Genomic DNA, 18,816 nt, shown 5'->3' with positions numbered 1-18,816 from the left:
CACGCGTTGGAGTGCCGGCTTTAGCCGGCTGAAGCCGGCACTCCAACGCCAGTTCATAGACTTTTCAGACAGCCTCTAATACCATTGCAGATTGCAGATTGCCGAACATGGCGTCCCAAGTAGACATTTTTAATCTCATCGGCTATGATCGAGTTGGCCCTTGAACCCTCTTGCATTTACCACGAGGAATATACCATGTATGTGATCAAAGTCGGCGGCAGCGCTGGCAATAACTATGATGCTCTCTGTGATGATCTCGCGGCCCGCTTTGCCCAGGGTGAGCGGGTGGTTTTGGTTCACGGTGGCTCCGACGAGACCAACCGCCTCGGTGAGGCCCTCGGCCATCCGCCCCGTTTTGTCACTTCGCCAAGTGGCTATACCAGTCGCTACACCGACCGACGTACACTTGAGTTTTTTATGATGGCAACGGGTGGCCTGGTCAACAAAGCCCTAGTTGAGCGCCTGCAAGCGCGGGGCTGCAATGCCTTTGGCCTCAGTGGTCTTGATGGCCGTCTGCTTACCGGCAAACGCAAAGCTACCATCAGAATCGTTGAACAGGGCCGCCAGCGCATGCTACGCGATGATTGGACCGGCACGATTGAGCAGGTCAATACGACTCTACTGCGCATGCTGCTTGAGGCCAACTACCTACCAGTGGTTGCGCCCCTCGCCTGCTCCGAGGCGGGTGAGGCGCTCAATGTGGATGGCGACCGGGCCGCAGCGGCCCTTGCAGCCGCCCTCAATGCCGATGCACTCCTGCTGCTCTCCAATGTCCCCGGCCTGCTCCGTAACTTCCCCGACGAGACCTCACTGATTAGCAACATCCCCCAAGCCGAACTCGAAGACTACCTGCCCTTCGCTGAAGGGCGCATGAAGAAGAAGGTGCTGGGAGCCCAAGAAGCGCTCATCGCTGGCGTTAAGCGTGTTATTCTGGGCGACGCTCGGCGCAGTGGTTGCATCAGCGCCGCTCTCGCTGGTGCAGGAACAGTCATAGCTTAAATCGGAGAGATACATGCAACATTGCAAACAGTGTGGTGCCCAGAGCGAAGCTGATCAACGCTTCTGCTACAACTGCGGTGCCCGCCTTGAGCCAACCTACGCACCCCCTGCGCCCTCAGCACCAACCATTCCCGTCCCCCCGCCCCAAGCCCCGCTTCAGTATGGTGGCCAGCACCAACCCCACCAGCACCAGCAGTATGGGCAACCCCAGCCCCATGTCATTCCCAACAGCACCCTTGCGATTGCCAGCATCGTATCGGGCATCCTTGCTTGGACGATCCTGCCCCTCTTGGGTGCATTAGCAGCGATCATTGCGGGCCACATGGCCCGGAGCGAGATCCGCAACGCTGGTGGCAACCTCAGTGGCGATGGCTTGGCCGTGTTTGGTCTGGTACTTGGCTATGCCCAAATGGCGCTCATGGTTCTCTTTTTCTGCTTTTTCTTGTTTGTCTTTGTGGTTGCGCTGGTCTGAAATACGAATGTCCCGTGTTTGCGGCTTCGCCGCAAACACGGGACATTCGTAGGGCTACCGCCCTCACGTTACCTTACCGTTCGTGTTGGCGGCGCAGCCACTAACACGAACGGTAAAGAGAAAACCTAATCTGCCGAAGCGCCGGGCATGTAGGGGCGCGAGGGGCTGAGGTCGGGGTAGGCAACCGCACCGTGCTCGCCGATGTCGAGCCCAGCCTCTTCCTCTTCCTTGCTGACGCGCAGGCCGATGGTGGCCTTGATGGCGAAGAACATCGCACCAGCGAGCCCAGCGGTCCAGAGGCCGATTGCGAGGATGCCGACGATCTGGGCGATCAGCAGGGTGGCACCGCCGCCGAAGAAGAGCCCAGTCGTGCCGGTGTTACCCTCGTAGGCCGCGAAGAGACCAACCGCCAGCGTGCCCCAGATGCCAACCACGAGGTGGACGGGCACTGCACCCACCGGATCGTCAATCTTGAGCTTCTCGAGCATCTCAGCCGCGAGGACAACCAACGGGCCGCCGATGAAGCCGATGAGTACGGCGAAGACCGGCGTGACGTAGGCGCAGCCAGCGGTGATGGCCACAAGGCCAGCCAGCACACCATTGATCGTCTGGGGCAGGTCGGGCTTGCCGTAGCGCAGCCAGGCAGTAACGAGGGCACCAACAGCACCAGCCGCCGCCGCAAGGTTGGTGTTGACCGCGATCAGGGCGACCGCATCGGCGCTACCCTGCGAACCAATCGCCAGCTCGCTACCGGGGTTGAAGCCGAACCAGCCGAGCCAGAGGATGAAGGCACCAAGCATCGCCAGCGCCATACTGTGACCCGAAATGGTCTTCGGCTTGCCGTCGGAGCTGAAGCGTCCGAGGCGCGGCCCCAAGATGATCGCACCCATCAACGCAGCCCAACCGCCAACACTGTGGACAACCGTGCTGCCCGCGAAGTCGGTGAAGCCCCAGGTTCCGTCGCCACCGTTGAGCCAGCCGTAGCCGCTCCAGACCCAGTGGACAACCACGGGGTAGATGAAGAGCGAGAGGATGAAGCTGTAGGTGAGGTACGCAACGAACTTGGTGCGCTCAGCCATGGCACCAGCCACAATCGTTGCAGCGGTACCCGCAAAGACCACCTGGAAGAACCAGCTTGCCAAAATTGGCACTTCACCCTCAGCCGTGACATTGCCCAGGAAGAATTGGTCGGTACCAATAAAGCCGCCAGCCGAAGTACCATAGGCCAAACCCCAACCCACCGCCCAGAAGGCGATAGAACACATCACAAAGTCCATCAGGTTCTTAAACAGGATGTTAGCCGTGTTCTTCGAGCGGGTCAGGCCAGCCGTAAGCATGGCAAAACCAGCCTGCATGAAAAAGACCAGACAGGCTGCAATCAACAGAAAGAAGGTGTCCATCGCCACCGCAAGCTCGGCGGTGCTAATCTCTTCTTGTGCAAAGGCCGTACCACTATTCGCCAACCAGAGTCCGAATGCCCCAGCAATTGCCAAACCTACTTTGTACTTCATTCCGAGCGCTCCTTTGAGTACAGCGTAACGCGGGTGTACCACGGTAGATGCGGTGTCTACAATATTGTGCGGATCGATTCGACCATTCCCAAAGCTACAGAGATATTTTGGATAGACGACAGCGTCGCACCGGAAGCGGCTCACCCCCAACGCTGCAACGGCGCAGAGTGGGCAGCGAACGTGTATTCACCCCCTTACATGTGGGCATGCTAGGCCCGTGCTTCAATTTACTTTTTCATCTTGCTGATAAGATGTATAGTATCAAACCTATGGCGAAGAACAAGAGGCACGCAGTACAAAATCTTTGCACACTGATATGGATCTTCTGTCTAAAGAGGCTGTCTGAAAGGTTTATGAACTGGCCGTTGGAGTGTCGGCTTCAGCCGGCTAAAGCCGGTGTCGGCTTCAGCCGGCTAAAGCCGGTGTCGGCTTCAGCCGGCTAAAGCCGGTGTCGGCTTCAGCCGGCTAAAGCCGGTGTCGGCTTCAGCCGGCTAAAGCCGGTGTCGGCTTCAGCCGGCTAAAGCCGGCACTCCAGCGTGTGCCACAGTTAGGAGCAGCTTGCATGGATCAAACTGACCATGATGCCATCAGGGCACGCGCTCAGGCGCAGTTTGGCCCGGTGGCCCAGGCTTATGTGACGAGTAGCATGCACGCCTCTGGGGCCGATTTGGCCCGTGTGGTGGCGTTAGCCGATGCTCAAGGCCACGAATTGGCCCTTGATGTGGCGACGGGCGGTGGGCATATGGCCCTCGCTTTGGCCCCCGTGGTGCGCCATGTGGTTGCCAGCGATCTCACGCTCACGATGCTGCACGCTGCCCGCACGCAGATCGCGGCGCAAGGGATAAGCAACGTGAGCTACCTACGCGCTGCCGCAGAGGCGTTGCCCTGTGCCCCTGCCAGCCTCGATCTGATAACCTGCCGCGTGGCTGCCCACCATTTCGCCGATGTACGCGCCTTCCTCAAGGCTAGTGCGGCGGCCCTGCGCCCCGGCGGACGGCTGATTATTGCCGACCATATTGGCCTTGCCGATCCCGAGGAGGATGCTTTTATGGACCGTTTCGAGCGCTGGCGCGATCCCAGCCATGTGCGGGCCTACTCCTTTGCAGAATGGCACAGTTTCTGCGCTGCGGCGGGCTTGACCATCACCCATAGCGAGGAAGATCCGCGTGAGCCCTATCAGTTTGCCGCGTGGACCGCACGCATGCGCATGCCCGCCCGCGAGTGCGCGGCACTTGAACGCTGGCTCCTCGCCGCCCCCGCCCACATGCGTGAACGCTTCGCCATTGTTGCAGATGCAGGGCGCGTCGTCTCGCTCCGTGGCATCTTTGGCATTGTGGTGGCGGTCAAATGATCTGCGTGTGATACCAATTACCCTTGAACCTGCCGCATGATCAAGAACGCGAAAGCCCATTGGGACACTATGTTCGGCAATCTGCAATCTGCAATCTACAATCTGCAATCTACAATCGTAAATGGTATGAGGCGAGGATGTGAGGATGCGGAGCGGCGGAGCTCTCGCCGCTTCGCCTCACGCCTCCTCACTTCGGCGTAGCCCCAAAAGATAGCCCTATAGAACTATAGACACCCCCCGCACCCCTCTTATATAATGATAGCAGCAACGTCACGCCCTCCAACGGGAGGGTAACTGTGCATCTTCCAACCTGCATCGGGGGACACTATGAAGACTCAAGTAGCGACTACACCACCACCAAAAAAGCACCTCAGACGGGCTGTACGTGGTCAATCCATTGTTGAGTACGCACTCACGCTTGTTCTTATTTTTCTCTTGGCCCGTGGTACCCTTGGCACCATCATGAATAGCTTTGTCTCGATTGTCGAGACGGCACGCGCTGGCTTTGCCGGCGAGCTTGAGGATGGGTTGCCGCCCGGGGCTGGGGCTGGACAAGGCAACAACGATAATAACAGCGGCGGCAACAATGATAATAACAGCGGCGGCAACAACAATAATAACAGCGGCGGTGGCAATAATAACAGCGGTGGTGGTAGCAACACCCCCCCGCAACGCCCCAACCTGCCCCCACCCCCACCCACAATGACGCCGTTGCCCGACTCGCAGGAACCTTCTGCTTGGCTCTGCTATGTACCCGACCTGCGTGGGATCAAGTTTACCGATGCGCGTGATATTGTTTGGGCACGAGAAGGCTTTGATACGAGCAAGCTGAACAGATCTGGTGGTAACAACAATATGATCATCGGCCAACAATCAATCGAGGCCGGTTCGATGGTTGATTGCGACTCCTCCATGACCGTGCAGTCAGGCTCGTGTACCATACCCAACATGGTCAATATGACCTGGAGCGACGCGTTGTCGGCTTGGACAGGGGCGGGCTTTGCTGATGACCAGTTGCAGCGCCCAGCGGACGCCGACTCCGATTTTGTGGTGGGCAGCCAGAGCGTCGCTGCTGGCTCGGTGGTCAATGGTTGCCGCCAGAGTGTAACCTTGACGCCCGGCACCTGTACGGTTCCCAACCTGGTTGGACGCAATTTCAACACGAGCGGGACGAGTGTCGCGCATACTGTGTGGGGCAATGCAGGCTTCGGTGCGTCACAACTGACGACAGACCCGGCTAACCCTACGAATTTTGAAATTAGCAGCCAATCGCTCGTGGTAGGCACCACGGTGGACTGCCAGACTGCTTCGATGACGGTCACTCCGGCCCAGACCACCTGCACCGTACCGCAAATGGTCAATCAGACCGTGAGCGGGGCGCGCGCCAGTTGGGCTGCAGCAGGCTTTACTACCACACCGAGTTTCAGCAAACATAACCCGAAGGATGATCACATTATTGCGAGTCAATCCCTCGCAGCGGCAAGCGAAGTTGCCTGCGACTCCAACATCTCGCTGGTCGAGGAAGATCGTATGGTAGTGATTGCGCTCTCGCCCGTCTCGGCCCAACCGGGTAGCACCTTCACCCGAGCCCAATCCTCCAACATTGTGGTGCGCGCCGATGCTTTTGCTGTCGCATCCAACAACTTCAATCCAGACAATCTTACGGGCACGAATGGCAGTGGGGTGAGCCACCTCATGTTCTATATCATCCGCTCCGATGGTACCACTATGAATTCCCAGCGTGAGGGTTTACGCCCCTACTGCTTTAACGGTGATGCCAATAACGGTGATGGAACCCCCTGTGATCCTTTGGGCTTCCAGTGGCCCGCCGATACCTACACGATTAGGATTGTAGCCCACTCGAGTAGTAATAATACGAGTGATACGACGCTGGAGTATACCATCACGATCACTGACTAACGGGTTGCTTCGGAAGCGCCTCCGGTGCAGGCACAAGGGGATGCGCGGGAACCTGGTTCCCGCGCATCCCCTTTTTGTGGTAGGGGAAGGGGTCAGAAAGGCGCTTGTAGCTTTACCGTTTACCCTTGAACATGCCGCATTATCAAGAACGCGAAAGCCCATTGGAACGCCGTGTTCGGCAATCTACAATCTGCAATCTACAATCGTAAATGGTATAACCCAACGGGTTTGTGCTACACTATTGCTTAGCATTGCACCCAACCAGTTTCTCAGGAATTGCTTATGCCAAACGATACGCTCACAGTCACCACCTCCACCAGTAGCTACCCGGTCATTGTGGCTGAGGGGGCGCTGCACGATCTACCGCAACATCTGGCCAACCTCGCTATCAAAGGGCGGGTCTGGCTGATTAGTGATACCACCGTCTTCCCGTTGCATGGCCTAGCTTTGTGTGAACGCTTGCGCGCCGCTGGCTATACGGTCGAGAGCTTTGCGCTGCCGGCGGGTGAGGCGAGTAAGAACGGGGCCCAGCTTGGCCAACTCTACGATTGGATGCTTGGCGGTGCGGTCGAGCGCCGCGATATTGTGTTGGCCCTTGGCGGTGGGGTGGTCGGCGATCTGGCGGGCTTTGCGGCGGCGAGTGTCCTGCGCGGGATTGCACTGGTGCAACTGCCCACAACGCTGCTCGCAATGGTTGATGCTGCCGTTGGTGGCAAGACCGGCATTAACCATGCGTTGGGCAAAAATCTGATCGGTGCCTTCCATCAGCCGCGCCTGGTTTTGGCCGATACTGCTACCCTGGCCTCCTTGCCGCCCCGGGAGTTGCGTGCAGGTTGGGCCGAAGTGATCAAGCATGGCGTCATCAGCGACGCACGGCTCTATGCCGAACTGCAAAACCTCGCCGCCGATCTGCGCCACCCGGCGCTGCCCGATTCGAGCGAAGGGATCAACTGGACACCCGGCGATCCACGCTTGACGGCGATCATCCGGCGGGCCGTTGCGGTCAAGGTGGGCGTCGTGATCCGCGACGAGCGCGAGCAGGGCGAGCGCATCACCTTGAACTATGGGCACACCATTGGCCACGCAATCGAGGCGCTCACCGGCTATGGCACCCTGCTCCACGGCGAGGCGGTTGCCATCGGCATGCACGCTGCGGCCCGCATTGCTGCCTGTATGGGCCTCTGCGATCTAGGCTTAGTCAAGAGCCAGCGGGCGCTGCTGCATGCCTATGGGCTACCCACCGCGTTACCGGCTGCGTTGGAGCATGACGCGATCATCGCCACGACTCTGCGCGACAAAAAGGTCGAGGCGCGCAACGTGCGCTGGGTGCTACCCACAGCAATTGGCAATGTCGTTGTACGCGACGACGTACCCGAAGCGCTGGTGCGCACTGCGTTAAGCTGAGGGGGGGCGGTGGCGGTGCCCCAAACCCCATTTTTTGTTGCGAGTTGGCGGCGAAGCCGCCAACTCGCAACAAAAAGAGTTTTATGGGGAGAGGCGAAGCCTCCAGAGGTAAAGTCACCGCACCAAGGTAAACGTCGCCACCCGCACGGTATCGCTCTCAAGACCTTGGCCGACGATGCTCCAATGGCCAAGTGGGTCGCTCGTTTCGGTAAAGAAGCCAATCAGCAACAAGCCATCAGCATTGGCATAGGCGCGAAAGGGGAACGTGCGGGCTTCGCCATTGGGCAGGTTGAGCCAGATAGCCACCCGTTCGCCCGGTTTGTAGCCATGGGCCTCAAAGCCGAGTGTCGTGGCAATTGGGGCTGGATTGGGGAAGACGCGGGCTTGAAGGTTGGGCTGCTGCACACAAGCACTTGAATCGCCTTCGGGAACCGGGCCTGCGGGCGGAGGATAGGGGGCCATGCCGGGGCGCAGTTGACAGGGAACCAAGATGCTGGCGAGAGTGCCGAGCCGTACACTATTGCCTACGAGTTCAAAGCGGCCACGCTCAAAATATTGCACCAGATAGTTCTGGCCGTCAGGCAATTGCTGGACAACCTCTTCGCTTATAGGCAAGCCAAAAATCTCCGCGCCGCCACGCTGCTGCCAAAAGGTAAGGAATTGCCCACGGAGGGTATGCCCGGTTTCGGGGAAGTAACGCACCCCCGGCGCACTGACGGGGCCAACCCGGGGAAAGCCTTGGCCAGTTGCAGCGAGATACTCACGCCCCACGAGGCCCAGACTGATGAAGGCTTGATCGTTAACCACATCAAGCTCGAAGCGGGCGCGTTCAAAGTATTGTACGATACGCCCATCGCTGTTCTGCACAAACTCGGGTGAAATCGGATAGCCAAAGATATCGAGTCCACCATTACGCTCCCAGAAGGAACGGAACGCCCCCCCAAGGAAGTGCCCAGTCTGCGGGAAATAGTGTTGCCCTTGGGCTTGAGCGGGCGCACTCGGGAGGGCACCAAGCACCAACAACACCGCGAGGAGTAGCAATACTCCGCTCCAACGTCTGTGGCTCATGGCTGATCCTTATATTGCTGCGTCTGCCAATTTTAGGCCATGATACGCCATCGAATCAGCAGTGTCAAGGCAAGTCTTGCGGCTCAACGCGGGGTGCGCTTTTGGTATAATACCAATTATCTTTAGAACATGCTGCATCATCAAGAACACTAAAGCCCATTGGGACGCCATGTTCTGCAATCGGCAATCTGCAATCTACAATCGTAAATGGTATAATGGTGGCATGACTATTCCAATTATTACCGACTTGGACGTGGCGCGAGCAGGCGTGTTGCGCCGTGCGCCGCTCGATGAGGATACGACGACGGCGGCTGCGGTGGCGGCGATTATCGCTGAGGTGCGGGCCGGTGGCGATGCGGCGCTGCGTGATCTCAGTGAGCGCTTTGATGGCGTGGCCCCGGCTGCGCTTGAGGTGCCGCATGAAGCTTGGGTTGCTGCGCTAGAGGAGCTCCCAGCGGATCTCTGTAACGCCCTGATGGTTGCAACTGAGGAATTGCGCCGCTTCCATGAGCGTCAGGCGCGCAACTCTTGGGTTGACTTCAGCGTCGAAGGAGCACGCGGCCAATTGGTTGTGCCACTGCAACGGGTTGGCCTCTATGTGCCTGGTGGGGCAGCCCCCCTGCCCTCTTCATTGATCCACGCGGCAGTACCGGCCCAAGTGGCCGGGGTTGAAGAGTTGATCGTCTGCTCGCCACCTCAGCGCAGTACTGGTCTGCCCGCGCCCGTCGTCTTGGCGGCGGCCCAGATCGTTGGGGTGGATCGTGTCTTTAGTGTCGGTGGTGCCCAAGCGATTGCCGCAATGGCCTATGGTACCGCCAGCATACCCCGTGTAGACAAGATTGCAGGCCCCGGTAATCGCTTTGTCATCCAGGCCAAACGGCTGGTCTATGGTACCTGCGGGATCGAGAGCCTGCCTGGCCCCACCGAGACGCTCGTGATCGCTGATGCTCATGCTGAGCCGCGTTTTGCCGCCGCTGATCTCTTGGCTCAGGCTGAACATGTTGATGCTAGTGCGATCCTGCTTACTCCCTCAGCAGCACTGGCTCAGGCGGTTCAAGCTGAAGTTGGGCGTCAACTGGAGGCCCTGCCAGCGAGCAATGCCCAAGCCGCCAGTGAGGCTGTCAGTACCCGTGGGGGCATCGTGATTGTGCCTGATCTGGCGGTCGCTTTCGATCTCGCCAATGAGTATGCACCTGAACATCTCTGTCTGCTCTTGAACGATCCCTGGCCCTATGTGGGTAAGGTACGCAATGCTGGGGGCATCTTCTTGGGAGAACAATCCTTTGAAGTCTTGGGCGACTACTGCGCTGGCCCTTCGCACATTATGCCCACTGAGGGCACCGCTCGCTATGCCTCGCCCGTGAATGTGGACGACTTCCGTAAGGTCATTTCGCTGGTTGGGCTCAATGCCCAAGCCCTGGCCCGTATCGGCCCTGCCGCCCGCCGGATTGCCGAAGCCGAAGGGCTCCTTGCTCACGCGGCGGCGGTCGCTGTGCGGTTGTCCTAAACCCTCTAGGCTACGCTCCAAACCCTCATGTGTGCTGCGTGTTGGCGGCGAAGTTGCCAACACGCAGCACACAAAAAGTATTGTTAGCGCGAAAAAATTCTGGGCTGCGACGTTGGCTGAGCCTGTCGAAGCCACCGTCGCGTTGGCTCGTTGGCTTCGACAAGCTCAGCCAACGAGCCAACGCGACGCCCCCCACGAGCCCAGGGCTTTTTCGTGCTAACAACACATTGCGAAAGGCTATCTCCATGTCAGGCTTCTTTGTAACTTTTATCAACTTGCTCTTTCAAGCCTTCTTCTTTGCCATCTTGGGCCGTGTGCTGGCCTCGTGGGTTGATCCAATGGGCAATATGCGCGCAACTCAAGTGCTACGCGACATCACCGAGCCTATTTTGGCCCCGATACGGAGCGTGCTGCCGCCCTTTGGGATGCTTGATCTTTCGCCCCTCGTGGCCATGTTGTTGCTCAACATGATCCAGCGACTGATTATGGGGGCGATCTACTGAGATCAGTAGCAATTTGTATGCATGCTTCTTCTACTTGGAACGAACGCTTCCTTTTGCTGGTGGTCTTTCTTTCGGGTGTAGGTACCTTGGGCATCGAGATGGTGATGCCGCGCCTCATGGCCCCCTTTTTTGGTACCTCGCAGCCGATCTGGGCGGTAGTGATCGGCATGACCCTCGCCTATTTGGCGGCGGGCTATTGGCTCGGTGGGCGTCTGGCCGACCGCCGCCCCGATGAGCGTTTACTCTTCTGGCTGATTGCGTGGGCGGGCTTTTTGTGCGCGATCATTCCGCTGATTGCCCGCCCTGTGCTGCTCTGGGCGCAGATGGGCTTGCGCCATGTGGCTGCCGGAAGTTTCCTGGGTGCGCTGATTGTGGTTGTGCTGCTCTTCGCCGCGCCGGTTACCATGATGGCCATGGTTGGTCCCTTTGCGATCCGGCTGCAACTGCGGCGCATGGCTGCGGGCATCGAGGTCGCAGGCCGCACCGTTGGCACCATCTCGGCCCTCTCTACCGTTGGCTCGATTCTTGGTACCTTCTTGACCGTCCTGCTCTTTATTCCACTGATTGGCACGAGTGCGACCCTGTTCCTCTTTGCGGCCTTTCTGGTTGGACTGGCCCTCGTGGGCCTACGTGATTGGCGGGTGGGATTACTCTTATTGGCGGTTGCGGGCCTCTTTGTGCTTCACGGTCGCTTCGACAGCGGCATCAAGAGCGCCGATTGTCGTGGTTGCCGCTTGGTGGCCGAGGCTGAATCGAGCTACAACTATATCCAAGTGGCCGACCAGGAGGTTCACTATCACGATGGAACGATTGATCAGCGGCGGGTGTTGATTCTCAATGAGGGCCAGGCGATCCATTCGGTCTATCGGCTCAAGTTTCGTGCAACCGGCGATCCCCTCGACCTCTTGACCGATGGTGGCCCTTGGGATTACTTCGCGGTTGCGCCCTACTTCTACCCGGCGCTGCATCCCGACGAGGTGCAGAGTATGGCAATGTTGGGTTCGGCGGCTGGCAGTATTCCCAAGCAGTTCTTGGCTATTTATGGCCCCGAAACGCGCATTGATGCGGTCGAAATTGACCCCGTGATCATTGCCAAAGGCCGCCAATATTTCGATCTGGAAGACCTCGATCCAGCCTTTCCCAACTACCAGACCTACGCCCAAGATGCACGCTACTGGCTTGCCACCAATGAGGGACGCTACGACGTGATCGGCATGGATGCCTACCACCAGCCCTACATTCCCTTCCATCTCACCACTGTCGAATTCTTTCAACAAGTGCGCGAACGGCTCACCCCCCGGGGGGTAGCGGTGGTCAATGCGGGCCGTCCCGCCAGTGGCGACGACCGCCTGGTCAATGCGTTGGCTTCCACGATGCTGGCTGTCTTTCCCGAAGTGTACATCATTGACACCCGTTTCTCGAACGCGATCCTTGTTGGTGTTAACCAACCTGTTGGTGATGGAGTAGCCAACTTTGTCCACAACAGCGCCAACATGGCTATCCTAGCCGCAGAGGAACCGCGCTACCGAGCGTTGCAACTCGTCATGTACTGGTCACTCAACGAAGGGCGCTTCGGGCCAGTACGGCCCTTTAGCCCAGCCGAAGCGCGCTTCGCCCCCTTCACCGACGATTGGGCCCCGGTCGAATGGCTCATTGATGGCTTAATCTTCCGTGAAGCGGTCGGAGGGTTTTAGGTTCTTTAGGAACAGAGGGACAGAAGAACAGAAGAACAGAGGGGCAGAAGAACAGAACTTTAGGTTCTTTCGCCGAAAGGCTTAACGTAATTAAGGAGAATACTCATGGGAAACTTTGCTATCTTCAGCGACATCAAGCGGATCGTTCGTGGTGCGCGATTGGAGGAGGAGAGCGTCAAGACCATCTTTGGTGATGTGAAACTCGACTTGACCAAGGCACCGTTGCAGGCAGGCGATCATGATATGCACCTCTTAACGCTCTTTGGTGACATCAAGGTGCGTATTCCTGAACACATCGGGTTGTCCATCAATGCACGCACGCTCTTCTCGGACTTTGAGGTAGAGACGCGCTCGAGTGGGCTTGACGAGAAGCCGGGCACAAACTGGCAGAGCGAAAACTTCGCCCAAGCGAGTGTACGGCTCTACCTGAGTGTTGAAGGGCTCTTTGGGGACATTGACGTCGTGCGGATTCCGGTAGACCCGGTGCCAGCACTGCCCCAAGAGCCGACTGGCTACGAAGGGCAGACGCGCCGTTTGCCCCAAGAGTAGCTTTACCATTGCAGATTGTAGATTGTGGATTGTAGATTGCCGAACATGGCGTCCCAATAGTAATTGGTATTATGGTAAGGATGTGAGGGAATAGGTTCCATGAATCTTGTTGCGTGTTGACAGCTTTGCTGTCAACACGCAACAAAAAGTAAGGAAGCCATGAGCCAAAGCACGGCTATTCCACCGCGGCTCCAAGCGATCATTGAAGAGTTCCAAGCTTGTGATCGGAGCGAGAAGCTGGAACTAATGCTGGAGTATGCTGATCGTCTACCGCCGCTCCCGGCCCAGCTTGAGGGGCACAGCGGCATGGAGCAGGTTCACGAATGCATGAGTCCCGTCTTTCTCCAGGCGGAACTGATCGATCACGCGATCGTCTTTTACATTGATGTACCCCCGGAAGCGCCCACGGTTCGCGGCTACGCCGCGCTGCTGATGGAGGGCTTAGCGGGGGCTACGCCGCAGATGGTGCTTGCCGTACCGAATGACTTCTTCCAAGCCATGGGTCTACACCAGGTCTTGAGTCCACAGCGGCTGCACGGGATTAGTGCCTTGCTTGCGTACATGAAGCGTCAAGCGTTGGCTTTAAAGGGCGCGAAGGCGCGAGGAGGCGAGGAGGCGTGAGGCGAGGGCTTCGCGTCCTCGCGTCCTCGCCTCCTTGCCTCCTCGCCTCACGTCTCACGCTTCAATCTGCAAAATATAACCTTTGCCGCGCACATTGAGCAGGTAGCGTGGTGCGCTAGGGTCGGGTTCGATCTTTTGGCGCAGATGGTGAATATGGGGTTTAATCAGTTCACCGGCTTCCATATCGTTTGCTTCATAGCCTTGGGCGCAGCGCACCAATTGGGTATAGGAGAGCATCTGGCCGGCGTGTTCAGCCAAGCAGAGCAGCAGACGAAACTCGGTGGGGGTAAGGTTGAGTGAACGTCCGTCGAGGATCGCGGTTTGATGCCAGGTATCGAGTTGGAGTTGACCGATCTGGACTTGGCGTTCGTTGATGGGCTGTGGGGTAGGCTGTGGTGCTGCGGATGCTGCGGCTTGGGCGGCGAGCAGGGCGATATGGGCATCGTCGTCGGATGGATTATTACCGGCAAGCTCTTGAGCAGCAGCCCCGATGGCGCTAAGCAGGGCGCTTTGGCGCTGGCGGCGTTGGCGATCGCTGAGACCAGCCGTAACGCGATCCAGAATTTGGGCTGGTTCGCTGGTCTTGAGCATATAATCGAAAATGCCGTAGTGAATGCCTTCAATCGCGGTCTCGAGCGAGCCATGGCCGGTAAGCACAATGACAACGGTATCGATTGAGCGTTGGCGTAGCGCCTCTACAACCTGGATACCGTTGATGCCGGGCATTTGCAGATCAACCAGCATCAGGTCAAAACGTTGGCGATCAAACATCGCCACGGCTTCTTCGCCACTAGCGGCGACCATGACGGTATGGCCAGCGCGACTAAGCAGTGCTGATAGGGTTAAGCGAATATTTTGCTCGTCGTCTATAACCAAAATTTGGGCGGGCTGGGTCATGCGTTTGCGCTCCGTGCCAAAAAGCACTATAGTTTGGGCGGTGAGCGTTATATTTCATTATACTGTGCTGCACTTTGTAGTGTCAATGTAATTGGGGTGACGGTTTAGGGTTATCGCCCACACCCCCCACCGGAGGCGGAGAATCTGCTATGGATGAAATTGAGCAACTCCGGGGCTACATTGGTGAGCTTGAGGAACGGTTGCGTGCCGCAGAGGCTCATGCTGCCAACGTGGCGCGTGAGGCTGAACTTCAGCAGAGCCGTGCGCTGGATTTAAGTGCCCGCCTGAGTGCTATTCTTTCCATTTCGGCGGCCCTGCTGATTAGTCGTGATGTGAATGCGATTGTTCAACTGGTCGTGCGTGAAGCGGGTTGTCTCTTTGCTGGCACGCATGCTGTGCAACTCTTTTTGCTTGACCAAGAGAGTGAACGGATCGATCTACGGGCATCGTCGGGGAATGGCGATAGCCAATGTGGTTATGTCCTTGCAAAATTAGCGGTGCTTGCGCCACGGGCGATGCTGCTGGTGGGCCCAGAGCTTGAGCATGCCTTGGCGCATTGCCATCAGCAACACGCCAACCAAGCACAGGGGTGTGCCAATGCTCATGTTTGCCCGCCTGCGAGTGCCTTGCTGGGGCCGTTGCGGGTCGAGAGTATGCGCATGGGGGCAATTGTGCTGTATGGCTACCATCCAAACAAGCGTTACTATCCTCGTGATCTGCCTTTTGTGCAAGCGCTTGCTGATCTGACAGCGGTAGCGATTGATGAGGTTATGCAGCGTGTACACGCCGCAACGCTGCAGCGCGATCTGGCAATTACTCAGTCACTTCATGCCGAAGCCCAAGCGCGGCTCAATACGGCCCAGGCGCAACTGCTGCAAAGCGCCAAATTGGCCGCAGTAGGCGAACTCTCTGCCTCTGTTGCCCACGAGATCAACAATCCGCTCTATGCTGCTCGTAATAGCCTCTATCTTGTGGAACAAGACATTGCCCCTGATGCTCCGCAACATGCCTTTCTCGCCATTGCCCAACAAGAGCTTGGACGTATTGCACGAATTATTACCCGCATGCGCGACTTCTATCGTCCCGCTAAGGCCGAATTAGCAGCCACGAATGTCAATACGCTTCTGCGCGAAACGCTGGAATTGGTGCAGACCCATCTGCGCCATGGCCACATCCACGCTATTGCTACGCTTAACCCGGAGCTGCCTTGTACCGTCGCGCATGCCGACCAGTTGCGTCAAGTCTTTCTTAATATTATCCTTAATGCCTGCGATGCCATGCCGTATGGTGGTGATCTGCGGGTAACGACACAATTACTCCAAGCTCGCCCTGAAGCACCGGCTACCATTGGGGTCTATATCACCGATACTGGACTGGGTATACCTCCTGAACATTTACCTCACCTCTTTGAACCTTTTTATACCACCAAAGCACAGGGTACGGGTCTGGGCCTTGCGATTAGTGCCCATATTGTCACTCAGCATGGCGGACGGATTACAGTCGAGAGCGCCCAAGGCCAAGGTACCGCGTTTACAATCCTGTTGCCCGTTCATGGGTAGGACTGCACCTTGCAGCAACATGGGCTGAGTGTGCTACACTTAGAACTATGAACCACGTCACACCACAGCCAAGGCTTTCAAGGTGGTTTGCTCCTGATACGCTTGCGATTCAGAGTGTGGCGGTGTTGGCGGTGTTGGCGACAGTGATTAGTGCGCTACACCTTGATCTGACACCCGATGCGTTCACTCTGTTGGTGGGCTTATGTGGGCTGCATCTTGTGGCAGTGACGCTTGTGCCTGTGCGCCGTTTACCCCCGTGGGCGCAGGTGTTCTATCTGTTAACGCAGGCGCTGCTGGCAAGTGTGGTGCAGGTTTTTGCGCCTGCCGCGCCCCTTGCCTATGTCTATTTGGCGATTGTAATCCAGGCGATTGTCCTCTTGCCCCTCTGGCTTTGGGTGCCCTTTGCCCTGCTGAATTATATGGTTTGGAGTGGCCTGATGCTGTTGGCGACGGCCAATCTGGCGGCTTGGCTTCAGGATCACCTTGCGCTGGCTTTTCCTGCTACATGTGCCATTATTGCTGCGATTGTCTATGCGCGTCAGCAGCGACGCAATGAGCAGGTACAACAGATGCTTCAGCAGATGCAGCAGCGCTACGATCAGCTTGCTGCGGGTCTACGCGAGTTGCAACAGCATGCGATGATCGAAGAGCGCCACCGTTTGGCACAGACGATCATTGGTGAAGTGCAGCAGGCGCTCACACGTACCGAGCAGAGCCTCAGTGCTGCTCTGTCCAGCGCTCAGAGCAACCTGCATCGCCTGCAATCAACGGTGGCCCAAGCGCGCCTGACGGCGGCTCAGACGGTTGAGCGGCTGCGTGGGGCCCTCGATACGCTTCGGCGTGGCGAACTGCCCACGATACCTTCGTTGTCTTTGCTGCTGCGGCTCGATGATGAGGAGGTTATGGCGGCCCGTTTGCAATTTGTGCAGATGTGGGTCTTGCCCACTACCTTCATTCTGTTTGCCCTGGGGCTCAATCTGATCCAACATGGCTTGGTGCCACTGGCGCTGATCGGCCACTTATTGCTACTGCTGCTGGCATATGTGGCGACCCAGGCTACGCGCCACCCGTTGCTGCTTCAGGCAGGTTTGCTCGGTCAGGCACTCCTCATTCTGACGATGAGCATGCTGGTTCAGATGCTGTCGCTGCTGCTGGGGTTGCTGCTGGTACTCTGGCAGTTGTTGATGCGCCTGCCGCTTGCATTGGTGTTGCCCTATCTGATTGGCATCTCGGCGGCACTAGTTACGCTTGCCAATCGCCTGAGTCCGGCGGGGTTGAGCATCGAAGCATTCATGGTTGGTGTTGTCTCGAGTATGGCGGTGGGGCTGCCCTTGCTGTTGGCGCGCTACCAGTTTGAGCGGCGCAAACAGGCTGAGTTGCGCTTGGCTCTGCTTGCCGCCGAGATTGAACAGCAGTCTGCTGAGGTGCAGATACTCGCCGTTTCGGCTGAACGAACCCGCTTGGCCCGTGAGGTTCACGATGATCTGGGGTCGCGCTTGATGCTCGTCAGTCTCCAGTTGCAATTGGCAGAAGAGTTGGCCGCTGAGGATGCCACTGCTGCCCTAGAGCAGCTTGAATCAAGCCGTGAACAGCTCCAAGCCGCGTGGCGCGGGGTGCTGGCCGTTGCCGACGCCGAACTGCCTTTGGGTGACGCGGGGCTGGTGGTTGCCCTGAATGCCTTGGTTGCGCCTCTCGGTGGTTTGGTACACTTGCAGTGTACTGGGGCGCTTGAGGGGCTTGCGTCCTCCGTCGCAAGTGCCGCCTATCGCACGGTGCAGGAGGGCGTCACCAATGCCCGGCGCCATGCCCAACCAAACCTGATCAGCGTGCAGGTAGCGGCGGTTCCTGGGTATGTGACGATCACAGTAACCAATGATAGCTGCGTGACGGCTGAAGCTGTAGGGGAATGTAGCAAGCAGCGGAGTAGTTTTGGGCTCTTGGGCCTGCGGGAGCGCGCCGAAGCGCTTGGCGGGAGCATTGAGGTTGGCCCCACGGATGAACAGGGTTGGCGCTTGCATGTGGTCATCCCGGTTGAGGATGTATGAAAATTCGCGTACTGATCGTTGATGATCAAGTCCTGATTCGCACCGGAATTGCTACATTACTCGGACGCAAAGCCGATATTGAGGTAGTAGGTCAAGCGAGTAACGGAGTCGAGGCGCTTGAACAGGTGGCGGCCTTCGATCCTGATGTGGTACTGATGGATTTGATGATGCCGGTACTCGATGGGGTTGAGGCTACCCGCCGCCTAACAGCCAAAGGGCCACGGCCTGCGGTGGTGATTCTGACTACCTTCCGTGATGATGAGCATGTGTTGCATGGCATTGCTGCGGGCGCACGCGGCTATCTGCTGAAAGATATGGATCACAAGGCGTTGGCCGAGGCGGTACGCACGGTGGCAGCGGGTGGGGCGCTGCTTAACCCTGAGATCACTGCGCAACTGTTGCCCCACTTGGGGCGCATTGCCAACGCAAGCACTGGCAATTCAGCCCATGCCGCCCCGCGTCAATCTGAACGCCTCGCCCTGCTTACTGAACGCGAACGTGCTATCCTCACCATGTTGGCCCAAGGACGCTCCAATCAGGAGATTAGCGAACAGTTGGTGTTGAGTGTCGGCACGGTCAAAAATCATATCAGCAATATCTTCAGTAAGCTCGATGTGCGCGACCGGACACAAGCGGCGTTGTGGGCTAGTCAGCATGGCTTGGGCTGATACCATTGCAGATTGGAGATTGGAGATTGGAGATTGGAGATTGGAGAT

General features: G+C 57.8%; 17 protein-coding genes. 13 read left to right on the top strand and 4 right to left on the bottom strand.

The window, feature by feature from the left end; translation table 11 throughout:
• The first annotated feature begins 195 nt into the window (after nucleotides 1-195).
• Nucleotides 196-999 carry a [LysW]-aminoadipate kinase gene (locus tag CJ255_RS13030; protein ID WP_097644541.1) on the top strand — a complete coding sequence of 268 codons (804 nt, stop codon included), beginning with the start codon at nucleotides 196-198 and terminating at the stop codon, nucleotides 997-999.
• A 13-nt stretch (nucleotides 1,000-1,012) separates the two neighbouring features.
• A complete protein-coding gene (locus CJ255_RS25100) occupies nucleotides 1,013-1,471 on the top strand; it encodes a DUF4190 domain-containing protein (RefSeq protein ID WP_097644540.1) in 459 nt (152 codons plus the stop codon).
• A gap of 125 nt (nucleotides 1,472-1,596) precedes the next feature.
• On the opposite strand, the gene CJ255_RS13020 is transcribed toward CJ255_RS25100, so the two are convergent.
• Nucleotides 1,597-2,982, bottom strand: coding sequence for an ammonium transporter (locus tag CJ255_RS13020; protein ID WP_097644539.1), 1,386 nt, complete (start codon nucleotides 2,980-2,982; stop codon nucleotides 1,597-1,599).
• A gap of 562 nt (nucleotides 2,983-3,544) precedes the next feature.
• Here CJ255_RS13020 and CJ255_RS13015 point away from each other — a divergent pair.
• The 3 genes from CJ255_RS13015 to aroB all read left to right on the top strand — a co-directional run bounded on the left by CJ255_RS13015 (nucleotide 3,545) and on the right by aroB (nucleotide 7,657).
• Entirely contained in the window at nucleotides 3,545-4,333 is a 789-nt protein-coding gene (locus tag CJ255_RS13015; RefSeq protein WP_097644538.1) for a class I SAM-dependent methyltransferase, read from the top strand.
• Between the two features lie 327 nt (nucleotides 4,334-4,660).
• On the top strand, nucleotides 4,661-6,253 hold the full coding sequence (locus tag CJ255_RS13010; RefSeq protein WP_124681928.1) for a PASTA domain-containing protein: 1,593 nt from the start codon (nucleotides 4,661-4,663) through the stop codon (nucleotides 6,251-6,253).
• Between the two features lie 282 nt (nucleotides 6,254-6,535).
• A complete protein-coding gene (aroB, locus tag CJ255_RS13005; protein ID WP_097644536.1) occupies nucleotides 6,536-7,657 on the top strand; it encodes a 3-dehydroquinate synthase in 1,122 nt (373 codons plus the stop codon).
• Nucleotides 7,658-7,771: 114 nt separating this feature from the next.
• Here aroB and CJ255_RS13000 read toward each other — a convergent pair whose 3' ends face one another.
• A complete protein-coding gene (locus tag CJ255_RS13000) occupies nucleotides 7,772-8,725 on the bottom strand; it encodes an LGFP repeat-containing protein (protein WP_124681927.1) in 954 nt (317 codons plus the stop codon).
• A gap of 223 nt (nucleotides 8,726-8,948) precedes the next feature.
• Here CJ255_RS13000 and hisD point away from each other — a divergent pair, with 223 nt between their 5' ends.
• Nucleotides 8,949-10,232, top strand: coding sequence for a histidinol dehydrogenase (hisD, locus tag CJ255_RS12995; protein WP_097644534.1), 1,284 nt, complete (start codon nucleotides 8,949-8,951; stop codon nucleotides 10,230-10,232).
• 25 nt (nucleotides 10,233-10,257) lie between these two features.
• Here hisD and CJ255_RS12990 read toward each other — a convergent pair whose 3' ends face one another.
• Nucleotides 10,258-10,479 carry a hypothetical protein gene (locus CJ255_RS12990; RefSeq protein ID WP_097644533.1) on the bottom strand — a complete coding sequence of 74 codons (222 nt, stop codon included), beginning with the start codon at nucleotides 10,477-10,479 and terminating at the stop codon, nucleotides 10,258-10,260.
• On the opposite strand from CJ255_RS12990, the gene CJ255_RS12985 reads away from it, so the two are divergent.
• The 4 genes from CJ255_RS12985 (at nucleotide 10,478) to CJ255_RS12970 (ending at nucleotide 13,599) form a co-directional block, all read left to right on the top strand.
• Nucleotides 10,478-10,735, top strand: a complete 258-nt coding sequence (locus CJ255_RS12985) for a YggT family protein (protein WP_097644532.1) — start codon at nucleotides 10,478-10,480, stop codon at nucleotides 10,733-10,735. The genes CJ255_RS12990 and CJ255_RS12985 overlap by 2 nt on opposite strands.
• Before the next feature lie 17 nt (nucleotides 10,736-10,752).
• On the top strand, nucleotides 10,753-12,429 hold the full coding sequence (locus CJ255_RS12980; RefSeq protein ID WP_097644531.1) for a spermidine synthase: 1,677 nt from the start codon (nucleotides 10,753-10,755) through the stop codon (nucleotides 12,427-12,429).
• Between the two features lie 105 nt (nucleotides 12,430-12,534).
• Nucleotides 12,535-12,978 carry a cell wall-active antibiotics response protein LiaF gene (gene liaF / locus CJ255_RS12975; protein ID WP_097644530.1) on the top strand — a complete coding sequence of 148 codons (444 nt, stop codon included), beginning with the start codon at nucleotides 12,535-12,537 and terminating at the stop codon, nucleotides 12,976-12,978.
• Nucleotides 12,979-13,137: 159 nt separating this feature from the next.
• Nucleotides 13,138-13,599, top strand: a complete 462-nt coding sequence (locus tag CJ255_RS12970; protein WP_097644529.1) for a SufE family protein — start codon at nucleotides 13,138-13,140, stop codon at nucleotides 13,597-13,599.
• Between the two features lie 54 nt (nucleotides 13,600-13,653).
• Here the strand turns inward: CJ255_RS12970 and CJ255_RS12965 are convergent, their stop codons facing one another.
• Entirely contained in the window at nucleotides 13,654-14,496 is an 843-nt protein-coding gene (locus CJ255_RS12965; protein WP_097644528.1) for a response regulator transcription factor, read from the bottom strand.
• Nucleotides 14,497-14,645: 149 nt separating this feature from the next.
• Here CJ255_RS12965 and CJ255_RS12960 point away from each other — a divergent pair, with 149 nt between their 5' ends.
• Genes CJ255_RS12960 through CJ255_RS12950 form a run of 3 tightly spaced genes read left to right on the top strand, consistent with a single transcriptional unit; the run spans nucleotide 14,646 to nucleotide 18,768 of the window.
• Nucleotides 14,646-16,055, top strand: coding sequence for a sensor histidine kinase (locus CJ255_RS12960; protein ID WP_097644527.1), 1,410 nt, complete (start codon nucleotides 14,646-14,648; stop codon nucleotides 16,053-16,055).
• Nucleotides 16,056-16,102: 47 nt separating this feature from the next.
• Nucleotides 16,103-18,100 carry a sensor histidine kinase gene (locus CJ255_RS12955; RefSeq protein WP_097644526.1) on the top strand — a complete coding sequence of 666 codons (1,998 nt, stop codon included), beginning with the start codon at nucleotides 16,103-16,105 and terminating at the stop codon, nucleotides 18,098-18,100.
• Complete coding sequence (locus CJ255_RS12950) at nucleotides 18,097-18,768, top strand: response regulator (RefSeq protein WP_097644525.1); 672 nt, start codon at nucleotides 18,097-18,099, stop codon at nucleotides 18,766-18,768. Before CJ255_RS12955 ends, CJ255_RS12950 begins: the two co-directional genes overlap by 4 nt.
• Nucleotides 18,769-18,816 lie beyond the last annotated feature (48 nt).

Origin of the sequence: Candidatus Viridilinea mediisalina (assembly GCF_002532535.1) — a bacterium.
In the GTDB taxonomy this organism is placed as follows: Bacteria; Chloroflexota; Chloroflexia; order Chloroflexales; family Chloroflexaceae; genus Viridilinea; species Viridilinea mediisalina.
The sequence above is the reverse complement of the archived record's forward strand: the minus strand, read 5'-3'. Positions and strand labels throughout refer to the sequence as shown.

Coding starts and splice junctions, on each gene's coding strand:
- CJ255_RS13030 (WP_097644541.1), top strand. CDS start 196: ATGTATGTGATCAAAGTCGGCGGCAGCGCTGGCAATAACTATGATGCT.
- CJ255_RS25100 (WP_097644540.1), top strand. CDS start 1,013: ATGCAACATTGCAAACAGTGTGGTGCCCAGAGCGAAGCTGATCAACGC.
- CJ255_RS13020 (WP_097644539.1), bottom strand. CDS start 2,982: ATGAAGTACAAAGTAGGTTTGGCAATTGCTGGGGCATTCGGACTCTGG.
- CJ255_RS13015 (WP_097644538.1), top strand. CDS start 3,545: ATGGATCAAACTGACCATGATGCCATCAGGGCACGCGCTCAGGCGCAG.
- CJ255_RS13010 (WP_124681928.1), top strand. CDS start 4,661: ATGAAGACTCAAGTAGCGACTACACCACCACCAAAAAAGCACCTCAGA.
- aroB (WP_097644536.1), top strand. CDS start 6,536: ATGCCAAACGATACGCTCACAGTCACCACCTCCACCAGTAGCTACCCG.
- CJ255_RS13000 (WP_124681927.1), bottom strand. CDS start 8,725: ATGAGCCACAGACGTTGGAGCGGAGTATTGCTACTCCTCGCGGTGTTG.
- hisD (WP_097644534.1), top strand. CDS start 8,949: ATGACTATTCCAATTATTACCGACTTGGACGTGGCGCGAGCAGGCGTG.
- CJ255_RS12985 (WP_097644532.1), top strand. CDS start 10,478: ATGTCAGGCTTCTTTGTAACTTTTATCAACTTGCTCTTTCAAGCCTTC.
- CJ255_RS12990 (WP_097644533.1), bottom strand. CDS start 10,479: ATGGAGATAGCCTTTCGCAATGTGTTGTTAGCACGAAAAAGCCCTGGG.
- CJ255_RS12980 (WP_097644531.1), top strand. CDS start 10,753: ATGCATGCTTCTTCTACTTGGAACGAACGCTTCCTTTTGCTGGTGGTC.
- liaF (WP_097644530.1), top strand. CDS start 12,535: ATGGGAAACTTTGCTATCTTCAGCGACATCAAGCGGATCGTTCGTGGT.
- CJ255_RS12970 (WP_097644529.1), top strand. CDS start 13,138: ATGAGCCAAAGCACGGCTATTCCACCGCGGCTCCAAGCGATCATTGAA.
- CJ255_RS12965 (WP_097644528.1), bottom strand. CDS start 14,496: ATGACCCAGCCCGCCCAAATTTTGGTTATAGACGACGAGCAAAATATT.
- CJ255_RS12960 (WP_097644527.1), top strand. CDS start 14,646: ATGGATGAAATTGAGCAACTCCGGGGCTACATTGGTGAGCTTGAGGAA.
- CJ255_RS12955 (WP_097644526.1), top strand. CDS start 16,103: ATGAACCACGTCACACCACAGCCAAGGCTTTCAAGGTGGTTTGCTCCT.
- CJ255_RS12950 (WP_097644525.1), top strand. CDS start 18,097: ATGAAAATTCGCGTACTGATCGTTGATGATCAAGTCCTGATTCGCACC.